The following is a 16,980-nucleotide window of genomic DNA, read 5'->3' on the forward strand; positions in this document are numbered from 1 at the left end:
AATTGGCCCTTATGGCAAAAATAATCGTTCTGGCACTGGTGCTGCTTTTCTTTGGCTGCGGGCTGTACATGCATCTGCGCGGCAAGGTGCGCCACAAGGTGGTCAAGCAATTGTTTGACCACTCCACGTTCACAGCGCCGTTCAACGTCTTCATGCTGATGTTCAGCAAGGTGCCGCGCACGCCCTATCTGCCCACCAGCACCTTCCCCGAGCTGGCGCCGCTGCAGGCCAACTGGCGTGAAATCCGCGAGGAAGCCGTCAATCTGCAAAAGAACATGCAGATCAAGGCCGCCGCCAACAACGACGACGCAGGCTTCAACTCCTTCTTCAAGACCGGCTGGAAGCGCTTCTACCTCAAGTGGTACGGCGACGCCCACCCTTCGGCCATGGAGCTGTGCCCCAAGACCACGGCCCTGGTGAAGTCGATTCCCAGCGTCAAGGCCGCCATGTTTGCCGAGCTGCCGCCCGGCGCCAAGCTCAATCTGCACCGCGACCCCTACGCGGGCTCGCTGCGCTATCACCTGGCCGTGCTAGCCCCCAACGACGACCGCTGCATGATCGAGGTCGACGGCCAGCCCTATAGCTGGCGCGAAGGCGAAGGCGTGATCTTCGACGAGACCTTTATGCACTGGGCCGAGAACCGCTCGGAAGGCAACCGCATCGTGCTGTTCTGCGATGTGGAGCGCCCCATGACCAATGGCTTTGCCCAGTGGCTCAATCACTGGCTGGGCAAGAACGTGGTGGCCGCCGCCAGCTCGCCCAACAACGAGGGCGATCCGCGCGGCATGATCAGCAAGCTGTTCAAGATCTCGTTCTATGCGGGCAAGTACCGCCGCGCCTTCCGCGACTGGAATCCGACCTTCTACAAGATCCTCAAGTTCGGCCTGATGATTGGCGTGCTGGTCTGGTTTATCTGGTGGTTGGTTTCTTGATAACCCCCTGAGGCGCTACGCGCCTTCCCCTGGCCGGGTGCCCCCAAGGGGGACGGCAGCATCGCCGCAAGGGCAGCTCTTGCTCGCTGCCCCTTGCTTGAGGAATGCCTTATCAAGGCTCCCGCCCTAAAGACAGAACAAGAAAGCCGCTGTGCGATGCATCAGCGGCTTTCTTGTTTCTGCGGTGCCCTACAGCGCCTTGCGCAGCGTGGTCGTCGGTATCTTGAGCTGCTCACGGTATTTGGCGACGGTGCGGCGCGCGCACTCGATGCCCTGCTCTTTGAGCATATCGGCCAGCTTGGCGTCCGACAGCGGCTTCTTGGCATCTTCAGCATCGACAAACTGCTTGATCAGCGCACGCACGGCGGTGCTGGAAGCACTGCCGCCGGTTTCCGTGCCCAGGCCCGAACCGAAGAAATACTTGAGCTCGAAAGTACCCTGGGGCGTGGCCATGTACTTGGCCGTGGTCACGCGGCTGATGGTGGACTCGTGCAGACCCAGGGTGTCGGCGATATCGCGCAGCACCAGCGGGCGCATGGCCAGCTCGCCATGCACAAAGAAGTTCTTCTGCCGCTCCACGATGGCTTCGGAAACGCGCAAGATGGTGTCGAAGCGCTGCTGGATGTTCTTGATGAACCAGCGCGCCTCCTGCAACTGCTGCTGCAGCGCCGCATGACCGTCGCTGTTCTTGTGACGCCGCAGCACGCCGGCATAGATGTCGTGCACGCGCAGACGCGGCATGACCTCGGGGTTGAGTTGCACGGAAAAGTCCACCCGGCCCGCGCCGGACCGCACCGGGCGCACGATGACATCGGGCACCACGATATGGCGTTCCACGTCCACAAAGCGACGCCCCGGACGCGGCTCCAGCCTGGCGATCAGGGCCATGGCTTCGCGCAGCTGTTCCTCGCGCGCGCCGCACAGGCTGGTGAGCTTGCGCAGATCGCGCCGCGCCAGCAAGTCCATGGGTTGGGAGCAGATGGCCTGCGCCAGCAGCAGCCGGTTCATATGCGCCTCGGTCGTGCCCTCGTCCTCGGCGGTGCGGATCAGGTCGCGCAGCTGCAGCTGCAAGCACTCGGCCAGATCACGCGCGCCCACGCCCACGGGCTCCAGGCTTTGCAGCAGCTTCAGAGCAATGACAAAGTGCTGCTCCAGCTCCTCGCGCTCTTCCAGGTCGTCGCCGGCCAGGCTCTGCGCCAGCTCCTGCAGGGAATCCTCGAGATAGCCGTCGTCGCTGAGCGACTCGATGAGAAAGCGCAGCGCCGCCATGTCCGCCGCGCCCAGATGCAGGCTCAGCGCCTGACGATGGAGAAAGTCGGTCAGGCTCTGGTGCTCGCGCGCCAGATCGATGGCATCGGTTTCGTCATCGCCATCGCGGTTGCGCGTGGAGCTGCTGGCCGAGGGCGTATCCCACTCGCTGCTGGATTCGCCACCCCATTCCCCGTCCTGGCCGTCCAGGCCCTCGGCCTCCCAGTTCAGCGTTTCAGGGGTTTCGGGGTTTGATGTCTCCGCTACCGTTTCAGTAGCTTGTTGCGCTTGCGATGCATCTCTTTCAGCATGAATACCATCTGAAGTACTGTATTCACTGGCGCTATTAGCTACATCTACAGGAGCATCTCCCGCAGTTTCGGCCTCATCGCCCGCACGTTCCAGAAAAGGGTTGTCGACCAGCATCTGCTCGACTTCCTGCGCCAGCTCCAGGGTGGAAAGCTGCAGCAGCTGAATGGATTGCTGCAGCTGCGGCGTAAGCGATAAATGCTGCGAAACGCGTAGCGAGAGACCTGGCTTCATCGAGGCGCGGCCCCCAGACAATCATTGCAAACGCGCGCAGTGCTACGGGTTTGCCGCCGGGCCACCTCAAGGCAAACCTCGGCGCAGCCGGTCAGGGCCCCTTCTGGGGGCAGCGACCGCACAAAGTGAGGGAGCGTGGGGGTCATCACATCCTGAAATGTTCGCCCAGATAGACGCGGCGCACATCGGCGTTCTCCACGATCTCCTCGGGCGTGCCTTCGGCCAGCACATGGCCGTCGCTGATGATGAAGGCGTGGTCGCAGATGCCCAGCGTCTCGCGCACGTTGTGGTCGGTGATCAGCACGCCGATGCCGCGCTCCTTGAGGAAGCCGATGATGCGCTGGATCTCGATCACCGCGATCGGGTCGATGCCGGCAAAAGGCTCGTCAAGCAAAATGAAGCGCGGTTGCGTGGCCAGGGCGCGGGCAATTTCCACGCGACGGCGCTCACCGCCTGACAGCGCCAGCGCCGGCGACTGGCGCAGATGCTCGACGCGCAGCTCCTGCAGCAGGCCCGTGAGGCGCTTTTCGATCTCGTCGCGCGTCAGCGCCTTGCCCTGCTCGTCCTTTTGCAGCTCCAGCACGGCGCGCACATTGTCTTCCACGCTGAGCTTGCGAAAGATGGAGGCTTCCTGGGGCAGATAGGACAGGCCCAGGCGCGAACGCTGGTGAATCGGCATGCCGCCCACCGGCTGGCCGTCGATGAAGATCTCGCCGCCGTCGCTGCGCACCAGGCCCACGATCATGTAGAACGATGTGGTCTTGCCCGCTCCATTAGGGCCGAGCAGACCGACGACCTCGCCTTTTTGCACGGACAGGGACACATCCTTGACCACCTTGCGGCTGCCGTAGGACTTGGCCAGATGTTTGGCCTCCAGGCGGCTGTCGGACTCGCCGCTGCGGCTGCTGGAGAAAGTCGGCTCGCTCATTTCTTCTCGTCGGCTTTCTCGCCGCCCAGCGTCATGCTCTGGCGCAGCTGCGTGGCAGGTGTGGCAGGCTTGGGCTGTGCCCCCGGCGTTCCGTCCTTGGGCGCCATGATGGCGCGCACACGGCCGCCCTGTCCCACGGAGGAGCTCGGCAGGCCGCCGCTGGTCTTCTGGCCATCGACGGTATAGACGTCGGTGATGTTGTTGTAGACGATGATGGAGCCCGTGACCTGATCGCTGAGCTGACCGCCACGGTAGCGGCGCATCTCGCCACGACGGATGAACTTGACGATATCGGCCTTGCCGTCGTACTCGATGACTTCGCCTTCGCCCTCGATGAACTCCTCGGGCTGACCGGCCACGGTATCGCGCTTCTGGCGGAAGAACGCTCGCTTGCCGGCCTCGGCCTTGATCACACCGTACTGATAGCCCTCGGCGTCCTGCCGCACATCGAGCTGAGCACCGCGCAGCACGATGGAGCCCTTGGTCATCACCACATTGCCAGTAAAGACACTGGTCTGCTGCAGCTCGTCATGACGCAACGCATCCGCCTCGATATTCATGGGCTTGGCGCTGTCGGCTTTTTCGGCATGGACAATGCCGGTCGCTGCTGCCAGGGCGCAGGCCAGCGCAAGAGGTAGGAGTGTTTTTTTCATGGAAGGCACGTTTCTTGCATCCATTGTAGTCATTCCCTTTTTGCAACTTGCGTAAAAAACACCCACAAAAAAGCCCGCATGGCGGCGGGCTCGTTGGTCGTCAAACGTCACTGACGTCTGCTGCCTGATCTTAGGCCTTGCGGCTGGAGGCGATCAACGCATTGACCACGCGCAGCACATTGTCCATATTGCCGGCCTTGGTGCCGTCCGTGTAGTAGCGGCCGGCCACACCCATGGCGGGCACGCCTTCCACGTCATATTCGTTTTGCAGCTGAGCGGCCTTGCGCGCCTGATTGGCCACGGTGAAGGAGTTGTAGACCTCCTTGAACTTGGCCAGATCCACGCCCTGCTTGCCGACCCAGTCAAAGATGGCCTCATCATTCTTGAGCAGATTGCGATCCACGTGAATGGTACGGAACACCTTGGCGTGCAGCTGGGGCAGCAGGTTCATGCCCTCCAGAGCGTAGTAGAGCTTCTGCTGCGGCACGAAAGAGGCATTGAAAGCCACGGGCACGCGGCGCACCACCACATCGGCAGGCTGGCTCTTGGCCCAGGCTTCGAACTGGGGCTCGAAGACATTGCAATGCGGGCAGCTGTACCAGAAGAACTCGACCACCTCGACCTTGCCGGCCGGCGCGCTCACGCTGGCGGGCTTGCCGAGCTTGATGTAGTCCTTGCCTTCCTTGGGCGCAGCGCCCTGGGCCCAGCTGGAGGAGGCACCCAGAGTCAGGGCACCGGCAGCAGCTGCCGAGGCAGCCAGAGAGAATTCGCGACGTTTCATCTAAACAAACTCCTGTATCAGGTCTGCAGTATCAGAGCCAACAGGCCCAAAAAAGTTCAGCGTTGTCAAAACTACCAATGGCACAAGCCAGAGGCCTCAAGCAAGGGCCTCCCCGCAGCTAAGCTGCAGTCCCCCGGCGCGCAGCGCCTACAGGGGCCTTGTTATCTGGCCGCGCGCACCAGAGTCGAGTCCACGCCCGCACCGTCGAGCTTGCCCTTGAGCTGCTCGGCGTCGTCACGCTTGCTGAACGGCCCCACGCGCACGCGGAAAACGGTGATGCCGTTCTGCTCACGCTCGCTGATGCGCGACTCCCAGCCCAGCATGGCCAGCTTGGCACGCTGCGCTTCCGCTTCGCTCTGGCCGCGGAAAGCACCGGCCTGCACAAAGTAGTTGAACGCAGAGTCCGAAGAGGATGCCGTCTGCGCGGCCGCCTTTTCCTTGTCTGCACGCGCCTTGTCTGCCTTGTCGGCGGCGGCGGAGCGCTCCTTGACCAGATCACCCAGCGGATCACCCGATGCGGACTTGGCAGGCTTCTCCGGCGTAGAGGGCGGCGGCGTGGTGACTCCGCCGGTTGCAGTAGGTTGTACCGCAGGTGTGGGCGGCGACACCGTCACGTCGCTTGGAGGAACTGGTGGTGTCACCGGGGGCGGTGCAGGCTGGCGGCTCTGCAGCGGTGCGTTGGGGTCCCAGTTCTTGTTGCGCTCGGCCTCGGCCGCATCGCGCTGAGTGTTGTTTCCACCCTTGTTGAGGAAGGGCACCGGCACCTTGGTCACATAGATGGCCACGGCCAGGGCCGCAGCCAGACCGATGACCATGCCAAAGATAAGCCCCAGGATGGTTCCACCGCGTTGCTGGTTCTTCATATCAGTCGCTTAACGCTTTCTGCTTCAGTTATTCCATTCTCAGATCCATCGACCCCTGACAGGCAAGGCCGGCAAGGCGACCGATGGACAGAAAACTGGGATTACATGCGCTCGGGTGCGCTCACACCCAGCACCGCCAGACCATTGTGCAACACCTGGGCCGTGGCAGCGACCAGGGCCAGACGTGCGAGCTTGACCTTTTCGTCGTCCACCAGAATGCGCTCTGCGTCGTAGTAGCTGTGATAGCTGGAGGCCAGATCGCGCAGGTAGAAGGTCACGTCGTGCGGTGCGTTGCCTTCGGCAGCAGCGGTCAGCATCTCGGGGTACTTGGCCAGCAGCAGCATCAGCGCCTGGGCCTGCGGGCCTTCCAGAGCGGACAGGTCCACATCCTTGAGTGCCGCCAGACCTGCACCGCCGGCCTCCTGCCAGGCGCGCAGCACGGACTGGATGCGCGCATGGGCATACTGCACGTAGTACACGGGGTTGTCGTTGTTCTGGGCCACGGCCAGATCCACGTCGAAGGTGTACTCGGTGTCGGGCTTGCGCGAGAGCAGGAAGAAGCGCACGGCATCCTTGCTGGTCCACTCGATCAGATCGCGCAGCGTGACGTAGGAGCCGGCGCGCTTGCTGATCTTGACCTCTTCGCCGTTGCGCACCACGCGCACCATGGTGTGCAGCACGTAGTCGGGATAGCCCTCGGGGATGCCCACATCGGCAGCCTGCAGGCCGGCACGCACGCGGGCAATGGTGCCGTGGTGGTCCGTACCCTGAATGTTCACCACCTTGGTGAAGCCACGCTTGAACTTCTGGATGTGATAGGCCACATCGGGCACAAAGTAGGTGTAGCCGCCGTCAGTCTTGCGCATCACGCGGTCTTTGTCGTCGCCGTAGTCGGTGGACCTGAGCCACAGCGCGCCGTCCTGCTCATAGGTCTTGCCGTTGGCGATCAGGCGGTTGACCGTCGCTTCGACATGACCGTTTTCATAGAGGCTGGACTCGAGGTAGTACTCGTCGAACTTGAGGTTGAAGGCCTGCAGGTCCTTGTCCTGCTCGTTGCGCAGATAGGCCACGGCGAACTGGCGGATGTTGTCGTAATCCTCGACATCGCCGTTGGCGGTGAACTCGCGGTCATCGGCCTTGATGGTTTCCTTGGCCAGGAAAGCCTTGGCGATGTCGGCAATGTAGTCGCCGTTGTAGAAATTCTTGGCCAGCGGGTTTTCGCTGTCGGTGGGCCAGCATTCGTCACCAGGCTTGAAGCCCTTGGCGCGCAGCTGGGTGCTCTTGGTCAGGGTGTCGATCTGCACGCCCGCGTCGTTGTAATAGAACTCGCGGTGAACCTTCCAGCCCTGGGTGGAATACAGGTTGCTGATGGCGTCGCCGATCGCAGCCTGGCGGCCATGGCCCACATGCAGAGGGCCGGTGGGGTTGGCGGAGACGAACTCGACGAGGATGTTTTCACCGCGATCGGCCTGGTAGCCGAACTTCTGGGCTTGCGCCAGCACTTCGCGCACTACCTCCTGCTTGGCAGCAGGCTTGAGGCGGATGTTGAGAAAGCCCGGACCCGCGATTTCAATCGCATCCACCCACTGCTGGAAGGCGGCTGTAGCCTCCAGCGCGGTCTTGAGCTGCTCGCCCAGGGCGCGCGGGTTGGCCTTCAGAGGCTTGGCCAGCTGCATGGCCGCCGTGCAGGCGAAATCGCCATGGGCTGCCACTTTGGGGTTTTCAAACGCAGCGCGTGCGCCGGCGCCGGGCGAGAGTGTTTCGAGCTCAGCAGCCAGGGCTGCGAGCAATTCCTGTTTGACGGAGAGCATCGCGGGATTTTACGTGCCGGATTCAAGTCCTGCCGAATCGCTGGCGCCACACCCTTGTTCCTGGGCCGGTTCACAGGCTGCAGGGCAGTATCCGCATGTTTCGCCGGCCACACCCAGTCATTGCGCAAATGGAAGTCATTCTCGCTTGAACCCCGAATGCAGGCCATGCCCACGTTCAGCGGCGAGCTCAGCCGCGGGTGGAGCCTGTTTGCCGGCTACACCTTCAACCGCAACACCTGCGAGCGCGACATCAACCACCAGGATCTGGCTGTGATGCTGACGCTGCGCGGCACGTTCTGAATGCCGCAGACGTGAAAAAGGCCGCTTTGCAGCGGCCTTTGTCTTTTGTAGGGTCTGGGGGCAGATTACATGCCGCGCGCCCAGAAGATGGCAACCACGGCGATCACCGGCACCACATGGCCCTGCCACATCACCCATTTGCGGGTCTGCTTGATTTCCTCGGGCGCCGGCAGCTGACCGCTCACATCCAGCGTCTTCTTCCAGCGGCGGAAGGTCAGCGTGGGCTTGAGCGAGAGCAAAAAGGCGATGACGAACAGCGTCATCTTGAGGTGGAACAGCGGCGAGGCCGTATAGGCCCCCATGCCCTTGACGCCCCAGAGCAGGCGCGCAATACCGGTCAACAGCAGGATGACGGCGGCAATGCCGTAAATCATGTCCAGCCTGGCCAGGCGCTGCACCACGGCGGCATTCATCCATTCCATACGGCACAGGGCGGCCTGGCTGGTCAGAAACACCACCAGGGTCAGAATCGCCAGCAGATGGGCGCTGGCAAGAACAGCTTCAAAGGTCATGGCTTCATCGTAGAAAAAAGGACGGGTTCAGCGGCCCACATGAGGCCACGGCGACCGGTCCATTGTCTACCGTTTCAGGCCCGCTCAGATATCCACGCCGAGACGAAAGAAGTCCGGCTGGTTGTAGTGATGCTTGAGGTAGTCGATCCACATGCGCACGCGCAGCGGCATGTGCTTGCGCTGGGGGAAGACCACGAAGATGCCGTTGGGAGGCGCGGCAAACTCTTCCAGCACGGGCACGAGGCGGCCAGCGGCGATCTCGGCCTCCACCTCCCAGGTGCTGCGCCAGGCAATGCCCCAGCCCCCCAGGCACCAGTCGTGCAGCACCTGACCATCGGAGCAGTCCAGCGGGCCACCCGGCTTGAAGTGCACGACCTCGCTGGTGCCGCTTTCGGGATGCGGGATGCGAAAGGCCCAGCCCCGCGTCTGCGAGGCGTCGGACGACAGCGTCAGGCAGTCATGCTGGGTCAGTTCGCTGGGATGCTTGGGCGTGCCACGGCGCTCCAGATAGCCGGGCGTGGCCACGCACAGGCGGCGGTTGTCGGCAATGCGCACGCTGACCAGGGCCGAGTCCGGCAGATCCCCCACGCGCACCGCGCAATCGAAGCCCTCGCCCGCCAGATCGACCACGCGGTCGCTGAGGTTCAGCGAGATGGTGACATCGGGGTGCAGGTCGCGAAAACGCGGCACCAGCGGCGCCACATGGCGGCGCCCGAAACCGGCAGGCGCCGTGATGCGCAGATGGCCCGTGGCCTTGACACCGCCGGCCGACACGCTGGCCTCGGCATTGCACACATCGGAGAGCAGGCGCTGGCAATCCTCCAGGAAAGCGCTGCCTTCATGCGTCAGCGAGATGCGGCGCGTGGTGCGCACCATGAGCTTGACACCCAGATGCTCTTCCAGAGCGTCCAGACGGCGCCCCATGATGGCGGGCGCCACACCTTCGGCCTTGGCTGCAGCCGTCAAGCTGCCCCTGGTCGCTACCGATACAAAAGACTCAAATGCCTTGAGTTTGTCCATGACCGCTGCTCCTGTCTGGTCCGTGTTGTCTCCTGCTGCGGTAGCGTGCACTACTAATACAAGAGCACATACCGCACAAGCAGTCTTGATTTCTCAAATGTTTTTATCGAAAGTTCTTTAAACAAGAGCGCTGACTGCTATCACTATAAAAGTCATCAATCAGCGCTGCATGCCTGTCCCGCATGCGACTTCATTGCGATATATCTTACTTAGAAGTCACAAATTGTCGGTGAATCTTTGATGTTTATATATGTTTATATCAAAATTTACCGTTTTCCCTGAGGCAGGAATATCGCTTATTCGCCAGCGCCATGAGCTCTTGGGCAGAGCCAGGCGTTAAACCTATGATTTGCAAAACACATTTACAAATCCGCTGCCGCCCGCCGTCATGAGCTTTTCACCCGTTTCTGCCGCCCATCTGGCCGATCTGCTGGGCCGCTCCGGCCAGGGCTGTGCACTCTGGAATGCCGAAGGGCTGCTGCTCATGGCCACTCCCGCCTGGTGCCAATGGCTGGATGTGCCCGAGGACGCCAGCCCCATCGGCCAGCCGCTGCAGGGTCTGCTACCTGCCCAGATCTGGCAAGTCCACGGCCCGCGCTTTACGGCCGCCGCCCGGGGCTTGCACCAGGAATATGACGACATACGGCCCGGTGACTCCGGTTCGCAGCACCACCGCCGCATACAGCTCACGCCCGGCGCAGCCGATGCCCAGGGCCGGTACGAGGTGCTGATGCAGCTCAGCGACATAGGACGTGAATATGCATGTGGCGAAGTCATTGCACGCCAGCGCGAGCAGCTGCATGCCTTGCACGAGCAACTGCGCAGCAGCCGCCAGGACGCGGGCGAGCTCGGCAGGTTGCGTACCCTGCTGGACTGGCGCACGGCCATGCTGAGCGAACACAACGAGATGCTGCAGCTGCTCTCCCATGAAATCCGCCAGCCGCTGAACAATGCCTCGGCCGCCATGCAGGCCACGCTCAAGGCCATCGAAGACCTGCATCTGGCCGATGCCGCGCCCGCCGCAAGGGCCTTGCTGCGCGCCGAGCATGTGCTGCAGCAGGTGATAGGCACACTGGACAACACCCTGGCCGCTGGCACGATTTTGGCCGCGGGCGGCAAAGCCGGCGCCTCCAGCGAGACCGATCTGCCGACGTTGATCAAGCTGGTGCTGCACGATATTGCCGCCGACCAGCGCCCGCGCATCGATGTGCAATGGCTGACCACGGCACGCACCGTACAGCTGCATCCGGCGCTGATGCGGCTGACGCTTCGCAATCTGCTCAACAATGCCCTGGCCTATGCGCCCGCAGACACCCGGGTGCAGCTGCGCATCTCCGAGTCCGACGAGCCGCTGGCACTGATTCTGGAAGTCATGGACCAGGGCCCCGGCATTTCCGAGGAGCTGCTCCCACGTCTGTTCGAAAAAGGCTCGCGCGGCAACCACAGCCACAGCCGCTCGGGTGCCGGCCTGGGCCTGTTCATCGTGCAGTCGGTCTTGCAACTGCACCAGGGTACAGTACAAGCTCTGCCGCACAGCCCGCATGGCACGGTCATGCGCCTGGTCATTCCCCAAGGTCTTGCCGAATGAGGTCCGCCGCCCATGCTGCCTGCCACTCTTGCCCTGGTCGACGACGACACCGAGTACTGCGAATTTCTGGCCCAGCATCTGCGCGTCCAGGGCGTGGAGGTCACGGCATACAGCGACAGCAGCGACCTGCTGGCCGACGACGCCCCCTATCGCTTTGATTTTTATGTACTGGATCTGATGCTGCCCGGCGTGGCTGGCACCGAGCTGCTGCGCATCATCCGCAAGCGCAGCCAGGCGGGCGTGCTGATTGTCTCCGGGCGCCTGGGGCCCGAAGTATTTGCCGAGGTCATCAACGCCGGTGCAGATATGTATCTGACCAAGCCCGTGACCTTCGAGCAGGTGGAACTGGCCGTGCGCGCCGTGCACCGGCGCATCATGACCACGGCCCGAACGGCCACGGCCTGGAAGCTGGACAGTCGCCGCAGTCTGCTGACTGCCCCCGACGGCCAGAGCGTGGAGCTGGGCGCCACCGACCTGATGCTGATGGAGTGCTTTTTGCAGGCCCAGGGCGAAACCGTCAGCCGCGACCATATCCGCAGCCTGCTGACCCATACCAGCGCAGCCGAGTCCGACAACAACCTGCACGCCACCATCTACCGCCTGCGCCGCCGCATCGAAAAGGCGACGCCCGTGGCCGTGCCGCTGCAGTCCCAGCAGAAAGTGGGCTACCAGTTCCGCGCCCCCTTGATCGCGGCCTGATCAATCCGGCGCGAAAAACAAGAACGGGCCTCCAGGCCCGCTGCGTGTCTTCAGTCCGGCTGAATCACATGACGAACTTGGACTCCACATCCGAAACCTTGCGCCTGGCCAGGGCCAGGTTGGCACGGCCGTTGTCCAGCACGTAGTAGATGAAGATGCCGTTGATCTTCTCGGCAGGGCGCAGGATGTGATACTGCTTGCCCAGGGTGATCAGAATGTCTTCGATGCTGTCGTTCAGACCCAGGGACTTCATGGTCTTCATCTTGGCGCGCACCACTTCGGTATTGCCTGCGGCAGCCAGCTCCAGGTCCACGCCGGAACCTATGCTACCCAACAGCATGCCGCTGTTGTAATCCACCACTGCCGCGCACATGGCGCCATCCAGGGTCATCAGATCTTGCAGGCTTTCGTTCAGATTCGCCATCAGGAGCTCCTTGGTAAAGATTGGCTGGCCGATATCGGAAGATGCTCAATTTGTTTCAAGATTAACAAATCATTTCTGAGCGCGGATATCGACTTATGACAGACAAAGCCTTGTCATTTGATTGCATGCACTTACTTCAGGAACAAAGATTAGACACGTGAAAACACCGTCCAATCTGCCGCCAGCTCAGGACTGGCAAGCGATTGAAGCTATTGCTTCGGGAGAAACCTCGCGCCGCCTCCTTCAGGCTCTGCCATCCATTGCGGAGCCCGTCACCGCCGCAGCCGCCGCGCATACCGGTCAGAACTGACGAACTCTGGCACCTTTGGTACGTAAAACGCATAAATTCCAGGAACTCCATATAAAAACATCATGAGTTCTGAACTATTTAGGCTATTTATGTACTCAAAAAATTCAAATACAGTCTCCCCACATGCTGCCCGTGATGGGCAACGACTCCTGAATCCCGAGACATCACAACCAGAGGTTTCCAATGACTGATCGCACCCAAGTCCACGGCCTGCAAGTCGCCACCGAGCTGTACAACTTTGTGAACACGCAAGTGCTGCCTGGCACGGGCGTGGACCAGGACACCTACTGGAAGGGCTTCGACGCCATCGTGGCCGATCTGGCGCCCAAGAACGCAGCCCTGCTGGCCGAGCGCGATCGCCTGCAGACGCAGCTCGATACCTGGCACAAGGCCAACCCCGGCCCCATCGCCGACATGGCGGCCTACCGCCAGTTTCTGACCAGCATCGGCTATCTGGTGGAGTCTCCCAAGGACGCCAAGGCCACGACCGAAAACGTCGACGCCGAACTGGCCATTCAGGCCGGCCCCCAGCTGGTGGTGCCCATTCTGAACGCCCGCTACGCGCTGAACGCCGCCAACGCCCGCTGGGGCTCGCTGTACGACGCGCTGTATGGCACGGACGCCATCAGCGAAGAAGGCGGCGCCGAGAAGGGCAAGGGCTACAACCCCGTGCGCGGCGCCAAGGTCATCGCATTCGCACGCAACTTCCTCGATCAGGCTGTGCCCCTGGCCTCGGGCTCGCACAAGGACTCCACCGGCTACGCCGTCGAAGGCGGCAAGCTGGTCGTGTCCCTGAAGGACGGCAGCAAAACCGGCCTGAAGGACGAAGCCAAGTTCATCGGCTACCAGGGCGATGCTGCGGCTCCCAAGTCGGTGCTGCTCAAGAACAACGGCATCCACATCGACATCATCATCAACAAGTCCACCCCCATCGGTAGCACTGACGCCGCCGGCGTGGCCGATGTGGTGGTCGAGGCCGCTCTGTCCACCATTCTGGATCTGGAAGACTCCGTGGCCGCTGTGGATGCCGAAGACAAGGTCAACGGCTATGCCAACTGGCTGGGCATTCTGAAGGGCACGCTGACCGAGTCCTTTGAAAAGGGCGGCAAGATCGTGACCCGTGGTCTGAACCCCGACCGCGAATACACCGGCGCCGACGGCAAGCCCGTGAAGCTGCACGGCCGCTCGCTGATGTTCGTGCGCAACGTGGGCCATCTGATGACCAACCCCGCCGTGCTGTGGGGCCCCGAGCAGAAGGAAATCCCCGAAGGCATCATGGACGCGCTGGTGACCACCGCCATCGCCATTCACGACCTGAAGGGCGGCGCCAACGGCATCCGCAATAGCCGCACAGGCAGCGTCTACATCGTCAAGCCCAAGATGCACGGCCCCGCCGAAGCCGCCTTCGCGAACGAACTGTTCGGCCGCGTTGAAAAGGTTCTGGGCCTGCCCGAGAACACCGTCAAGCTCGGCATCATGGACGAAGAGCGTCGCACTTCTGTCAACCTGAAGGCCGCTATCGCTGCTGCACCCGCACGCGTGGCCTTCATCAACACCGGCTTCCTGGACCGCACCGGCGATGAAATGCACACCGCCATGTATGCCGGCCCCATGGTCCGCAAGGCCGACATGAAGACCTGCGCCTGGCTGCCCGCCTATGAAAAGAACAACGTGCTGGTCGGCCTGAACATGGGCCTGCGCGGCCGCGCCCAGATCGGCAAGGGCATGTGGGCCATGCCCGACCTGATGAAGGCCATGCTGGAGCAGAAGATTGCCCAGCCCAAGGCCGGTGCCAACACCGCCTGGGTGCCCTCGCCCACCGGCGCCACCCTGCACGCCCTGCACTATCACCAGATCAATGTGGCCGACGTGCAAAAGGGTCTGGAAAGCCCCAACGCCGACGCCGAGTGCGACGAGCTGCTGAACGCCATCCTGCAAGTGCCCGTATCCACCAACCCCAACTGGAGCGATGCGGAAAAGCAGCAGGAAGTGGACAACAACGTACAAGGCATCCTGGGCTATGTGGTGCGCTGGATCGACCAGGGCGTGGGCTGCTCCAAGGTGCCCGACATCCACAACGTGGGCCTGATGGAAGACCGCGCCACGCTGCGCATTTCCAGCCAGCACATCGCCAACTGGCTGCAGCACGGCATCGTCACCGAAGCCATGGTGCGCGACAGCTATGCCCGCATGGCCAAGATCGTGGACGAGCAGAACGCCGGCGACGCCGCCTACAAGAGCCTGGTGGCCAACCCCGATGGCGCGGCCTATCAGGCCGCTCTGGACCTGGTGTTCAAGGGCAAGGAACAGCCTTCGGGCTACACCGAGCCTCTGCTGCACGCCTGGCGCCTGAAGGTCAAGGCCGGCGCCTGATTGCCGGGCAAGGCCGCTCCTGAACAAGGAGTGGCTCTCGCTTGATATACATAGGTTTTATAGATACTTCTATCTGAACCTGTTTATTCAAGAGTGAAAGCAGCTATCCAAAATGCACTCCATGTCCGCACATCGAGTGCATTTTTCTTGACCTCGCCACTCGCGGTGCCATATGGCTTCTACACTGCGGCCATGCCCATCGATTCCCTCATAGACGCCAGCCGCTGCCCTCTGTGCGGCCAGCCCAACCAGTGCGCCATCAGCGCCGGCCTGCCGCCTCAGAGCTGCTGGTGCATGCAGACCCCGGTTTCGCCGGACGCACTGGAGCGGCTGCCCGCAGACGCACGTGGCAAGGCCTGCATCTGCCCCGCCTGTGCGCGGCCGGTCGCCGACGATTCCACCCCTGCCTGATCCTGCGCTCACCGCCTTGCAGCTCGGGCATTCAACATCAGCAAGGAGACCTTGATGCCCACCTATCGCATTGAACTGTTTGAAGGCCGCAGCGTTGAACAAAAGCGCAAGCTGGCCGAAGAAATCACCCGCGTGACCACCGAGGTGCTGAGCAGTGCCCCCGAGTCCGTGGACATCATCATCACCGACGTGCCGCGCCACAACTGGGCCACCGGCGGCAAGCTCTGGTTGGAGCAAAGCTGACCGACCCGCACGCGGCCGAGGCCGTCCTGGGACGGCTCTTGGCCAGCCCGGCCTTATGATGGACCTCTTTTCCCAACCCCAAGCCAGCAAGGAAACCTGCACATGCCCACCTACCATGTCGAAATGATGGAAGGCCGTACCGTCGAACAAAAGCGCAAGCTGGTCGAAGAAATCACCCGCGTCAGCGTTGAAGTGCTGGGCGGCTCGCCCGAATCGGTGGACATCATCATCACCGACATCAAGCGTCACGACTGGGCCACTGGCGGCAAGCTCTGGCTGGACCGCGAATAGGCCATCGCCGCCCTCTTGCGCAAAGCAGCTTAGGCTGCTTTTTTCATGCCGGCTGGGCAGCGGTTGACGATCTCTGCCATACAGCACCATCATTGACGAGATCATCCATAGATTCTTGGGCTATAAAGCTTTTTTGCTTGAAAGATATGACGAAGCCATGTGCCAGCTGCTTGGAATGAACTGCAACACGCCTACCGATGTGCGCTTTAGCTTCTCAGGCTTCACGCAGCGCGCAGGCAACACCGGCGACCACACAGACGGCTGGGGCATCGCCTTCTTCGAAGACAAGGGCCTGCGCCACTTCGTCGATCACGAACGCGCCGTCGACTCCCAGATCGCCAAGCTCATCCGCGAATACCCGATCAAGAGCACCAACGTCATCGCCCATATCCGCAAGGCCACCCAGGGCGTGGTCAGCCTGCAGAACTGCCACCCCTTCGTGCGCGAGCTCTGGGGACGCAACTGGGTCTTCGCGCACAACGGCGATCTCAAGAACTTCGCCCCCAAGCTGCACGCCCACTTCCAGCCCATTGGCAACACGGACAGCGAGCAGGCCTTCTGCTGGATCATGCAGGAGCTGTGGAAGTCCCATGCGGGCGTGCCCAGCATCGAAGAGCTGACCCACACCCTGCGCGAGCTGGCCGCCAAGATCGCACCGCACGGCACGTTCAACTTCCTGCTCTCCAACGGCGAGGCGCTCTGGGCCCATGCCACGACCCACCTCTGCTACATCGAGCGCCGCCATCCCTTCACCCAGGCGCAGCTGTCCGACGAGGATCTCAGCGTGGACTTCTCCCGCGAAACCACCCCCCAGGACAAGGTGGCCATCATCGTCACCGCCCCTCTGACACAGAACGAGCAGTGGACTCCCTTCCAGAACGGCGAGCTGCGCGTGTTTGTGCATGGCCAGGCCGCACCATACTGAAGTGCTTCAGGCTGACTGCTGAAAAAAAGAGAGCGCCTGGCGCTCTCTTTTTATGGGTTTTCGGTATTTTTGCAGCTGCAATGTATTAACAGCCTTCGACAGGCGCTCCTCGTTTCGAAGCACCC

General features: G+C 62.1%; 19 protein-coding genes. 10 read left to right on the forward strand and 9 right to left on the reverse strand.

The genetic code is table 11. The annotated features are described in order from the left end of the window. Positions 1 to 11 precede the first annotated feature (11 nt). Positions 12 to 932 carry an aspartyl/asparaginyl beta-hydroxylase domain-containing protein gene (locus AAIL67_RS12440; protein ID WP_080746150.1) on the forward strand — a complete coding sequence of 307 codons (921 nt, stop codon included), beginning with the start codon at positions 12 to 14 and terminating at the stop codon, positions 930 to 932. A 189-nt stretch (positions 933 to 1,121) separates the two neighbouring features. Here AAIL67_RS12440 and AAIL67_RS12445 read toward each other — a convergent pair whose 3' ends face one another. The 6 genes from AAIL67_RS12445 to argS form a co-directional block, all read right to left on the reverse strand. Continuing rightward, positions 1,122 to 2,723 carry an RNA polymerase factor sigma-54 gene (locus tag AAIL67_RS12445; RefSeq protein ID WP_343484127.1) on the reverse strand — a complete coding sequence of 534 codons (1,602 nt, stop codon included), beginning with the start codon at positions 2,721 to 2,723 and terminating at the stop codon, positions 1,122 to 1,124. A 145-nt stretch (positions 2,724 to 2,868) separates the two neighbouring features. After that, complete coding sequence (gene lptB, locus AAIL67_RS12450; RefSeq protein ID WP_034355232.1) at positions 2,869 to 3,651, reverse strand: LPS export ABC transporter ATP-binding protein; 783 nt, start codon at positions 3,649 to 3,651, stop codon at positions 2,869 to 2,871. Continuing rightward, entirely contained in the window at positions 3,648 to 4,304 is a 657-nt protein-coding gene (gene lptA / locus AAIL67_RS12455) for a lipopolysaccharide transport periplasmic protein LptA (protein WP_003068194.1), read from the reverse strand. Before lptA ends, lptB begins: the two co-directional genes overlap by 4 nt. Before the next feature lie 130 nt (positions 4,305 to 4,434). After that, on the reverse strand, positions 4,435 to 5,085 hold the full coding sequence (locus AAIL67_RS12460; RefSeq protein ID WP_224649204.1) for a thiol:disulfide interchange protein DsbA/DsbL: 651 nt from the start codon (positions 5,083 to 5,085) through the stop codon (positions 4,435 to 4,437). Positions 5,086 to 5,246: 161 nt separating this feature from the next. Then, positions 5,247 to 5,948: an SPOR domain-containing protein gene (locus tag AAIL67_RS12465; RefSeq protein ID WP_045838845.1), complete on the reverse strand. Its 702-nt coding sequence runs from the start codon at positions 5,946 to 5,948 to the stop codon at positions 5,247 to 5,249. Positions 5,949 to 6,049: 101 nt separating this feature from the next. Next, complete coding sequence (gene argS, locus AAIL67_RS12470) at positions 6,050 to 7,759, reverse strand: arginine--tRNA ligase (protein WP_003068188.1); 1,710 nt, start codon at positions 7,757 to 7,759, stop codon at positions 6,050 to 6,052. A gap of 165 nt (positions 7,760 to 7,924) precedes the next feature. Here argS and AAIL67_RS12475 point away from each other — a divergent pair, with 165 nt between their 5' ends. Next, complete coding sequence (locus tag AAIL67_RS12475; RefSeq protein WP_267884604.1) at positions 7,925 to 8,059, forward strand: hypothetical protein; 135 nt, start codon at positions 7,925 to 7,927, stop codon at positions 8,057 to 8,059. Positions 8,060 to 8,124: 65 nt separating this feature from the next. Here AAIL67_RS12475 and AAIL67_RS12480 read toward each other — a convergent pair whose 3' ends face one another. After that, entirely contained in the window at positions 8,125 to 8,571 is a 447-nt protein-coding gene (locus AAIL67_RS12480; protein ID WP_343484128.1) for a DUF2214 family protein, read from the reverse strand. A gap of 84 nt (positions 8,572 to 8,655) precedes the next feature. Further along, positions 8,656 to 9,591: a LysR family transcriptional regulator gene (locus AAIL67_RS12485; protein ID WP_034355246.1), complete on the reverse strand. Its 936-nt coding sequence runs from the start codon at positions 9,589 to 9,591 to the stop codon at positions 8,656 to 8,658. Between the two features lie 388 nt (positions 9,592 to 9,979). On the opposite strand from AAIL67_RS12485, the gene AAIL67_RS12490 reads away from it, so the two are divergent. Beyond that, the gene (locus tag AAIL67_RS12490; protein WP_343484129.1) at positions 9,980 to 11,179 is read left to right on the forward strand and encodes a sensor histidine kinase; all 1,200 of its coding nucleotides are present in this window, start codon (positions 9,980 to 9,982) and stop codon (positions 11,177 to 11,179) included. A 12-nt stretch (positions 11,180 to 11,191) separates the two neighbouring features. Next, positions 11,192 to 11,878 carry a response regulator transcription factor gene (locus AAIL67_RS12495; RefSeq protein WP_343484130.1) on the forward strand — a complete coding sequence of 229 codons (687 nt, stop codon included), beginning with the start codon at positions 11,192 to 11,194 and terminating at the stop codon, positions 11,876 to 11,878. A gap of 64 nt (positions 11,879 to 11,942) precedes the next feature. Here AAIL67_RS12495 and AAIL67_RS12500 read toward each other — a convergent pair whose 3' ends face one another. Further along, the gene (locus AAIL67_RS12500; RefSeq protein WP_003068180.1) at positions 11,943 to 12,302 is read right to left on the reverse strand and encodes a hypothetical protein; all 360 of its coding nucleotides are present in this window, start codon (positions 12,300 to 12,302) and stop codon (positions 11,943 to 11,945) included. 157 nt (positions 12,303 to 12,459) lie between these two features. Between AAIL67_RS12500 and AAIL67_RS12505 the strand changes: the two genes are divergently transcribed. From AAIL67_RS12505 to AAIL67_RS12530, 6 genes are all read left to right on the forward strand, one after another. After that, a complete protein-coding gene (locus AAIL67_RS12505) occupies positions 12,460 to 12,612 on the forward strand; it encodes a hypothetical protein (RefSeq protein ID WP_224649210.1) in 153 nt (50 codons plus the stop codon). A gap of 183 nt (positions 12,613 to 12,795) precedes the next feature. After that, complete coding sequence (locus AAIL67_RS12510) at positions 12,796 to 14,985, forward strand: malate synthase G (protein ID WP_063663442.1); 2,190 nt, start codon at positions 12,796 to 12,798, stop codon at positions 14,983 to 14,985. Between the two features lie 192 nt (positions 14,986 to 15,177). Further along, positions 15,178 to 15,396, forward strand: coding sequence for a cysteine-rich CWC family protein (locus AAIL67_RS12515; RefSeq protein ID WP_343484131.1), 219 nt, complete (start codon positions 15,178 to 15,180; stop codon positions 15,394 to 15,396). 54 nt (positions 15,397 to 15,450) lie between these two features. Further along, positions 15,451 to 15,639, forward strand: coding sequence for a 4-oxalocrotonate tautomerase (locus AAIL67_RS12520; protein WP_343484132.1), 189 nt, complete (start codon positions 15,451 to 15,453; stop codon positions 15,637 to 15,639). Positions 15,640 to 15,741: 102 nt separating this feature from the next. Then, positions 15,742 to 15,930, forward strand: coding sequence for a 4-oxalocrotonate tautomerase (locus tag AAIL67_RS12525; RefSeq protein WP_003060524.1), 189 nt, complete (start codon positions 15,742 to 15,744; stop codon positions 15,928 to 15,930). A gap of 157 nt (positions 15,931 to 16,087) precedes the next feature. Continuing rightward, on the forward strand, positions 16,088 to 16,855 hold the full coding sequence (locus AAIL67_RS12530; RefSeq protein ID WP_034355257.1) for a class II glutamine amidotransferase: 768 nt from the start codon (positions 16,088 to 16,090) through the stop codon (positions 16,853 to 16,855). Positions 16,856 to 16,980 lie beyond the last annotated feature (125 nt).

Origin of the sequence: Comamonas sp. A7-5, assembly GCF_039581385.1 — a bacterium.
Taxonomy (GTDB): Bacteria; Pseudomonadota; Gammaproteobacteria; order Burkholderiales; family Burkholderiaceae_C; genus Comamonas; species Comamonas thiooxydans.

What these genes read in the sequence shown, in the direction of transcription:
- AAIL67_RS12440 (WP_080746150.1), top strand. Translation starts at nt 12, where the DNA reads ATGGCAAAAATAATCGTTCTGGCACTGGTGCTGCTTTTCTTTGGCTGC.
- AAIL67_RS12445 (WP_343484127.1), bottom strand. Translation starts at nt 2,723, where the DNA reads ATGAAGCCAGGTCTCTCGCTACGCGTTTCGCAGCATTTATCGCTTACG.
- lptB (WP_034355232.1), bottom strand. Translation starts at nt 3,651, where the DNA reads ATGAGCGAGCCGACTTTCTCCAGCAGCCGCAGCGGCGAGTCCGACAGC.
- lptA (WP_003068194.1), bottom strand. Translation starts at nt 4,304, where the DNA reads ATGAAAAAAACACTCCTACCTCTTGCGCTGGCCTGCGCCCTGGCAGCA.
- AAIL67_RS12460 (WP_224649204.1), bottom strand. Translation starts at nt 5,085, where the DNA reads ATGAAACGTCGCGAATTCTCTCTGGCTGCCTCGGCAGCTGCTGCCGGT.
- AAIL67_RS12465 (WP_045838845.1), bottom strand. Translation starts at nt 5,948, where the DNA reads ATGAAGAACCAGCAACGCGGTGGAACCATCCTGGGGCTTATCTTTGGC.
- argS (WP_003068188.1), bottom strand. Translation starts at nt 7,759, where the DNA reads ATGCTCTCCGTCAAACAGGAATTGCTCGCAGCCCTGGCTGCTGAGCTC.
- AAIL67_RS12475 (WP_267884604.1), top strand. Translation starts at nt 7,925, where the DNA reads ATGCCCACGTTCAGCGGCGAGCTCAGCCGCGGGTGGAGCCTGTTTGCC.
- AAIL67_RS12480 (WP_343484128.1), bottom strand. Translation starts at nt 8,571, where the DNA reads ATGACCTTTGAAGCTGTTCTTGCCAGCGCCCATCTGCTGGCGATTCTG.
- AAIL67_RS12485 (WP_034355246.1), bottom strand. Translation starts at nt 9,591, where the DNA reads ATGGACAAACTCAAGGCATTTGAGTCTTTTGTATCGGTAGCGACCAGG.
- AAIL67_RS12490 (WP_343484129.1), top strand. Translation starts at nt 9,980, where the DNA reads ATGAGCTTTTCACCCGTTTCTGCCGCCCATCTGGCCGATCTGCTGGGC.
- AAIL67_RS12495 (WP_343484130.1), top strand. Translation starts at nt 11,192, where the DNA reads ATGCTGCCTGCCACTCTTGCCCTGGTCGACGACGACACCGAGTACTGC.
- AAIL67_RS12500 (WP_003068180.1), bottom strand. Translation starts at nt 12,302, where the DNA reads ATGGCGAATCTGAACGAAAGCCTGCAAGATCTGATGACCCTGGATGGC.
- AAIL67_RS12510 (WP_063663442.1), top strand. Translation starts at nt 12,796, where the DNA reads ATGACTGATCGCACCCAAGTCCACGGCCTGCAAGTCGCCACCGAGCTG.
- AAIL67_RS12515 (WP_343484131.1), top strand. Translation starts at nt 15,178, where the DNA reads ATGCCCATCGATTCCCTCATAGACGCCAGCCGCTGCCCTCTGTGCGGC.
- AAIL67_RS12520 (WP_343484132.1), top strand. Translation starts at nt 15,451, where the DNA reads ATGCCCACCTATCGCATTGAACTGTTTGAAGGCCGCAGCGTTGAACAA.
- AAIL67_RS12525 (WP_003060524.1), top strand. Translation starts at nt 15,742, where the DNA reads ATGCCCACCTACCATGTCGAAATGATGGAAGGCCGTACCGTCGAACAA.
- AAIL67_RS12530 (WP_034355257.1), top strand. Translation starts at nt 16,088, where the DNA reads ATGTGCCAGCTGCTTGGAATGAACTGCAACACGCCTACCGATGTGCGC.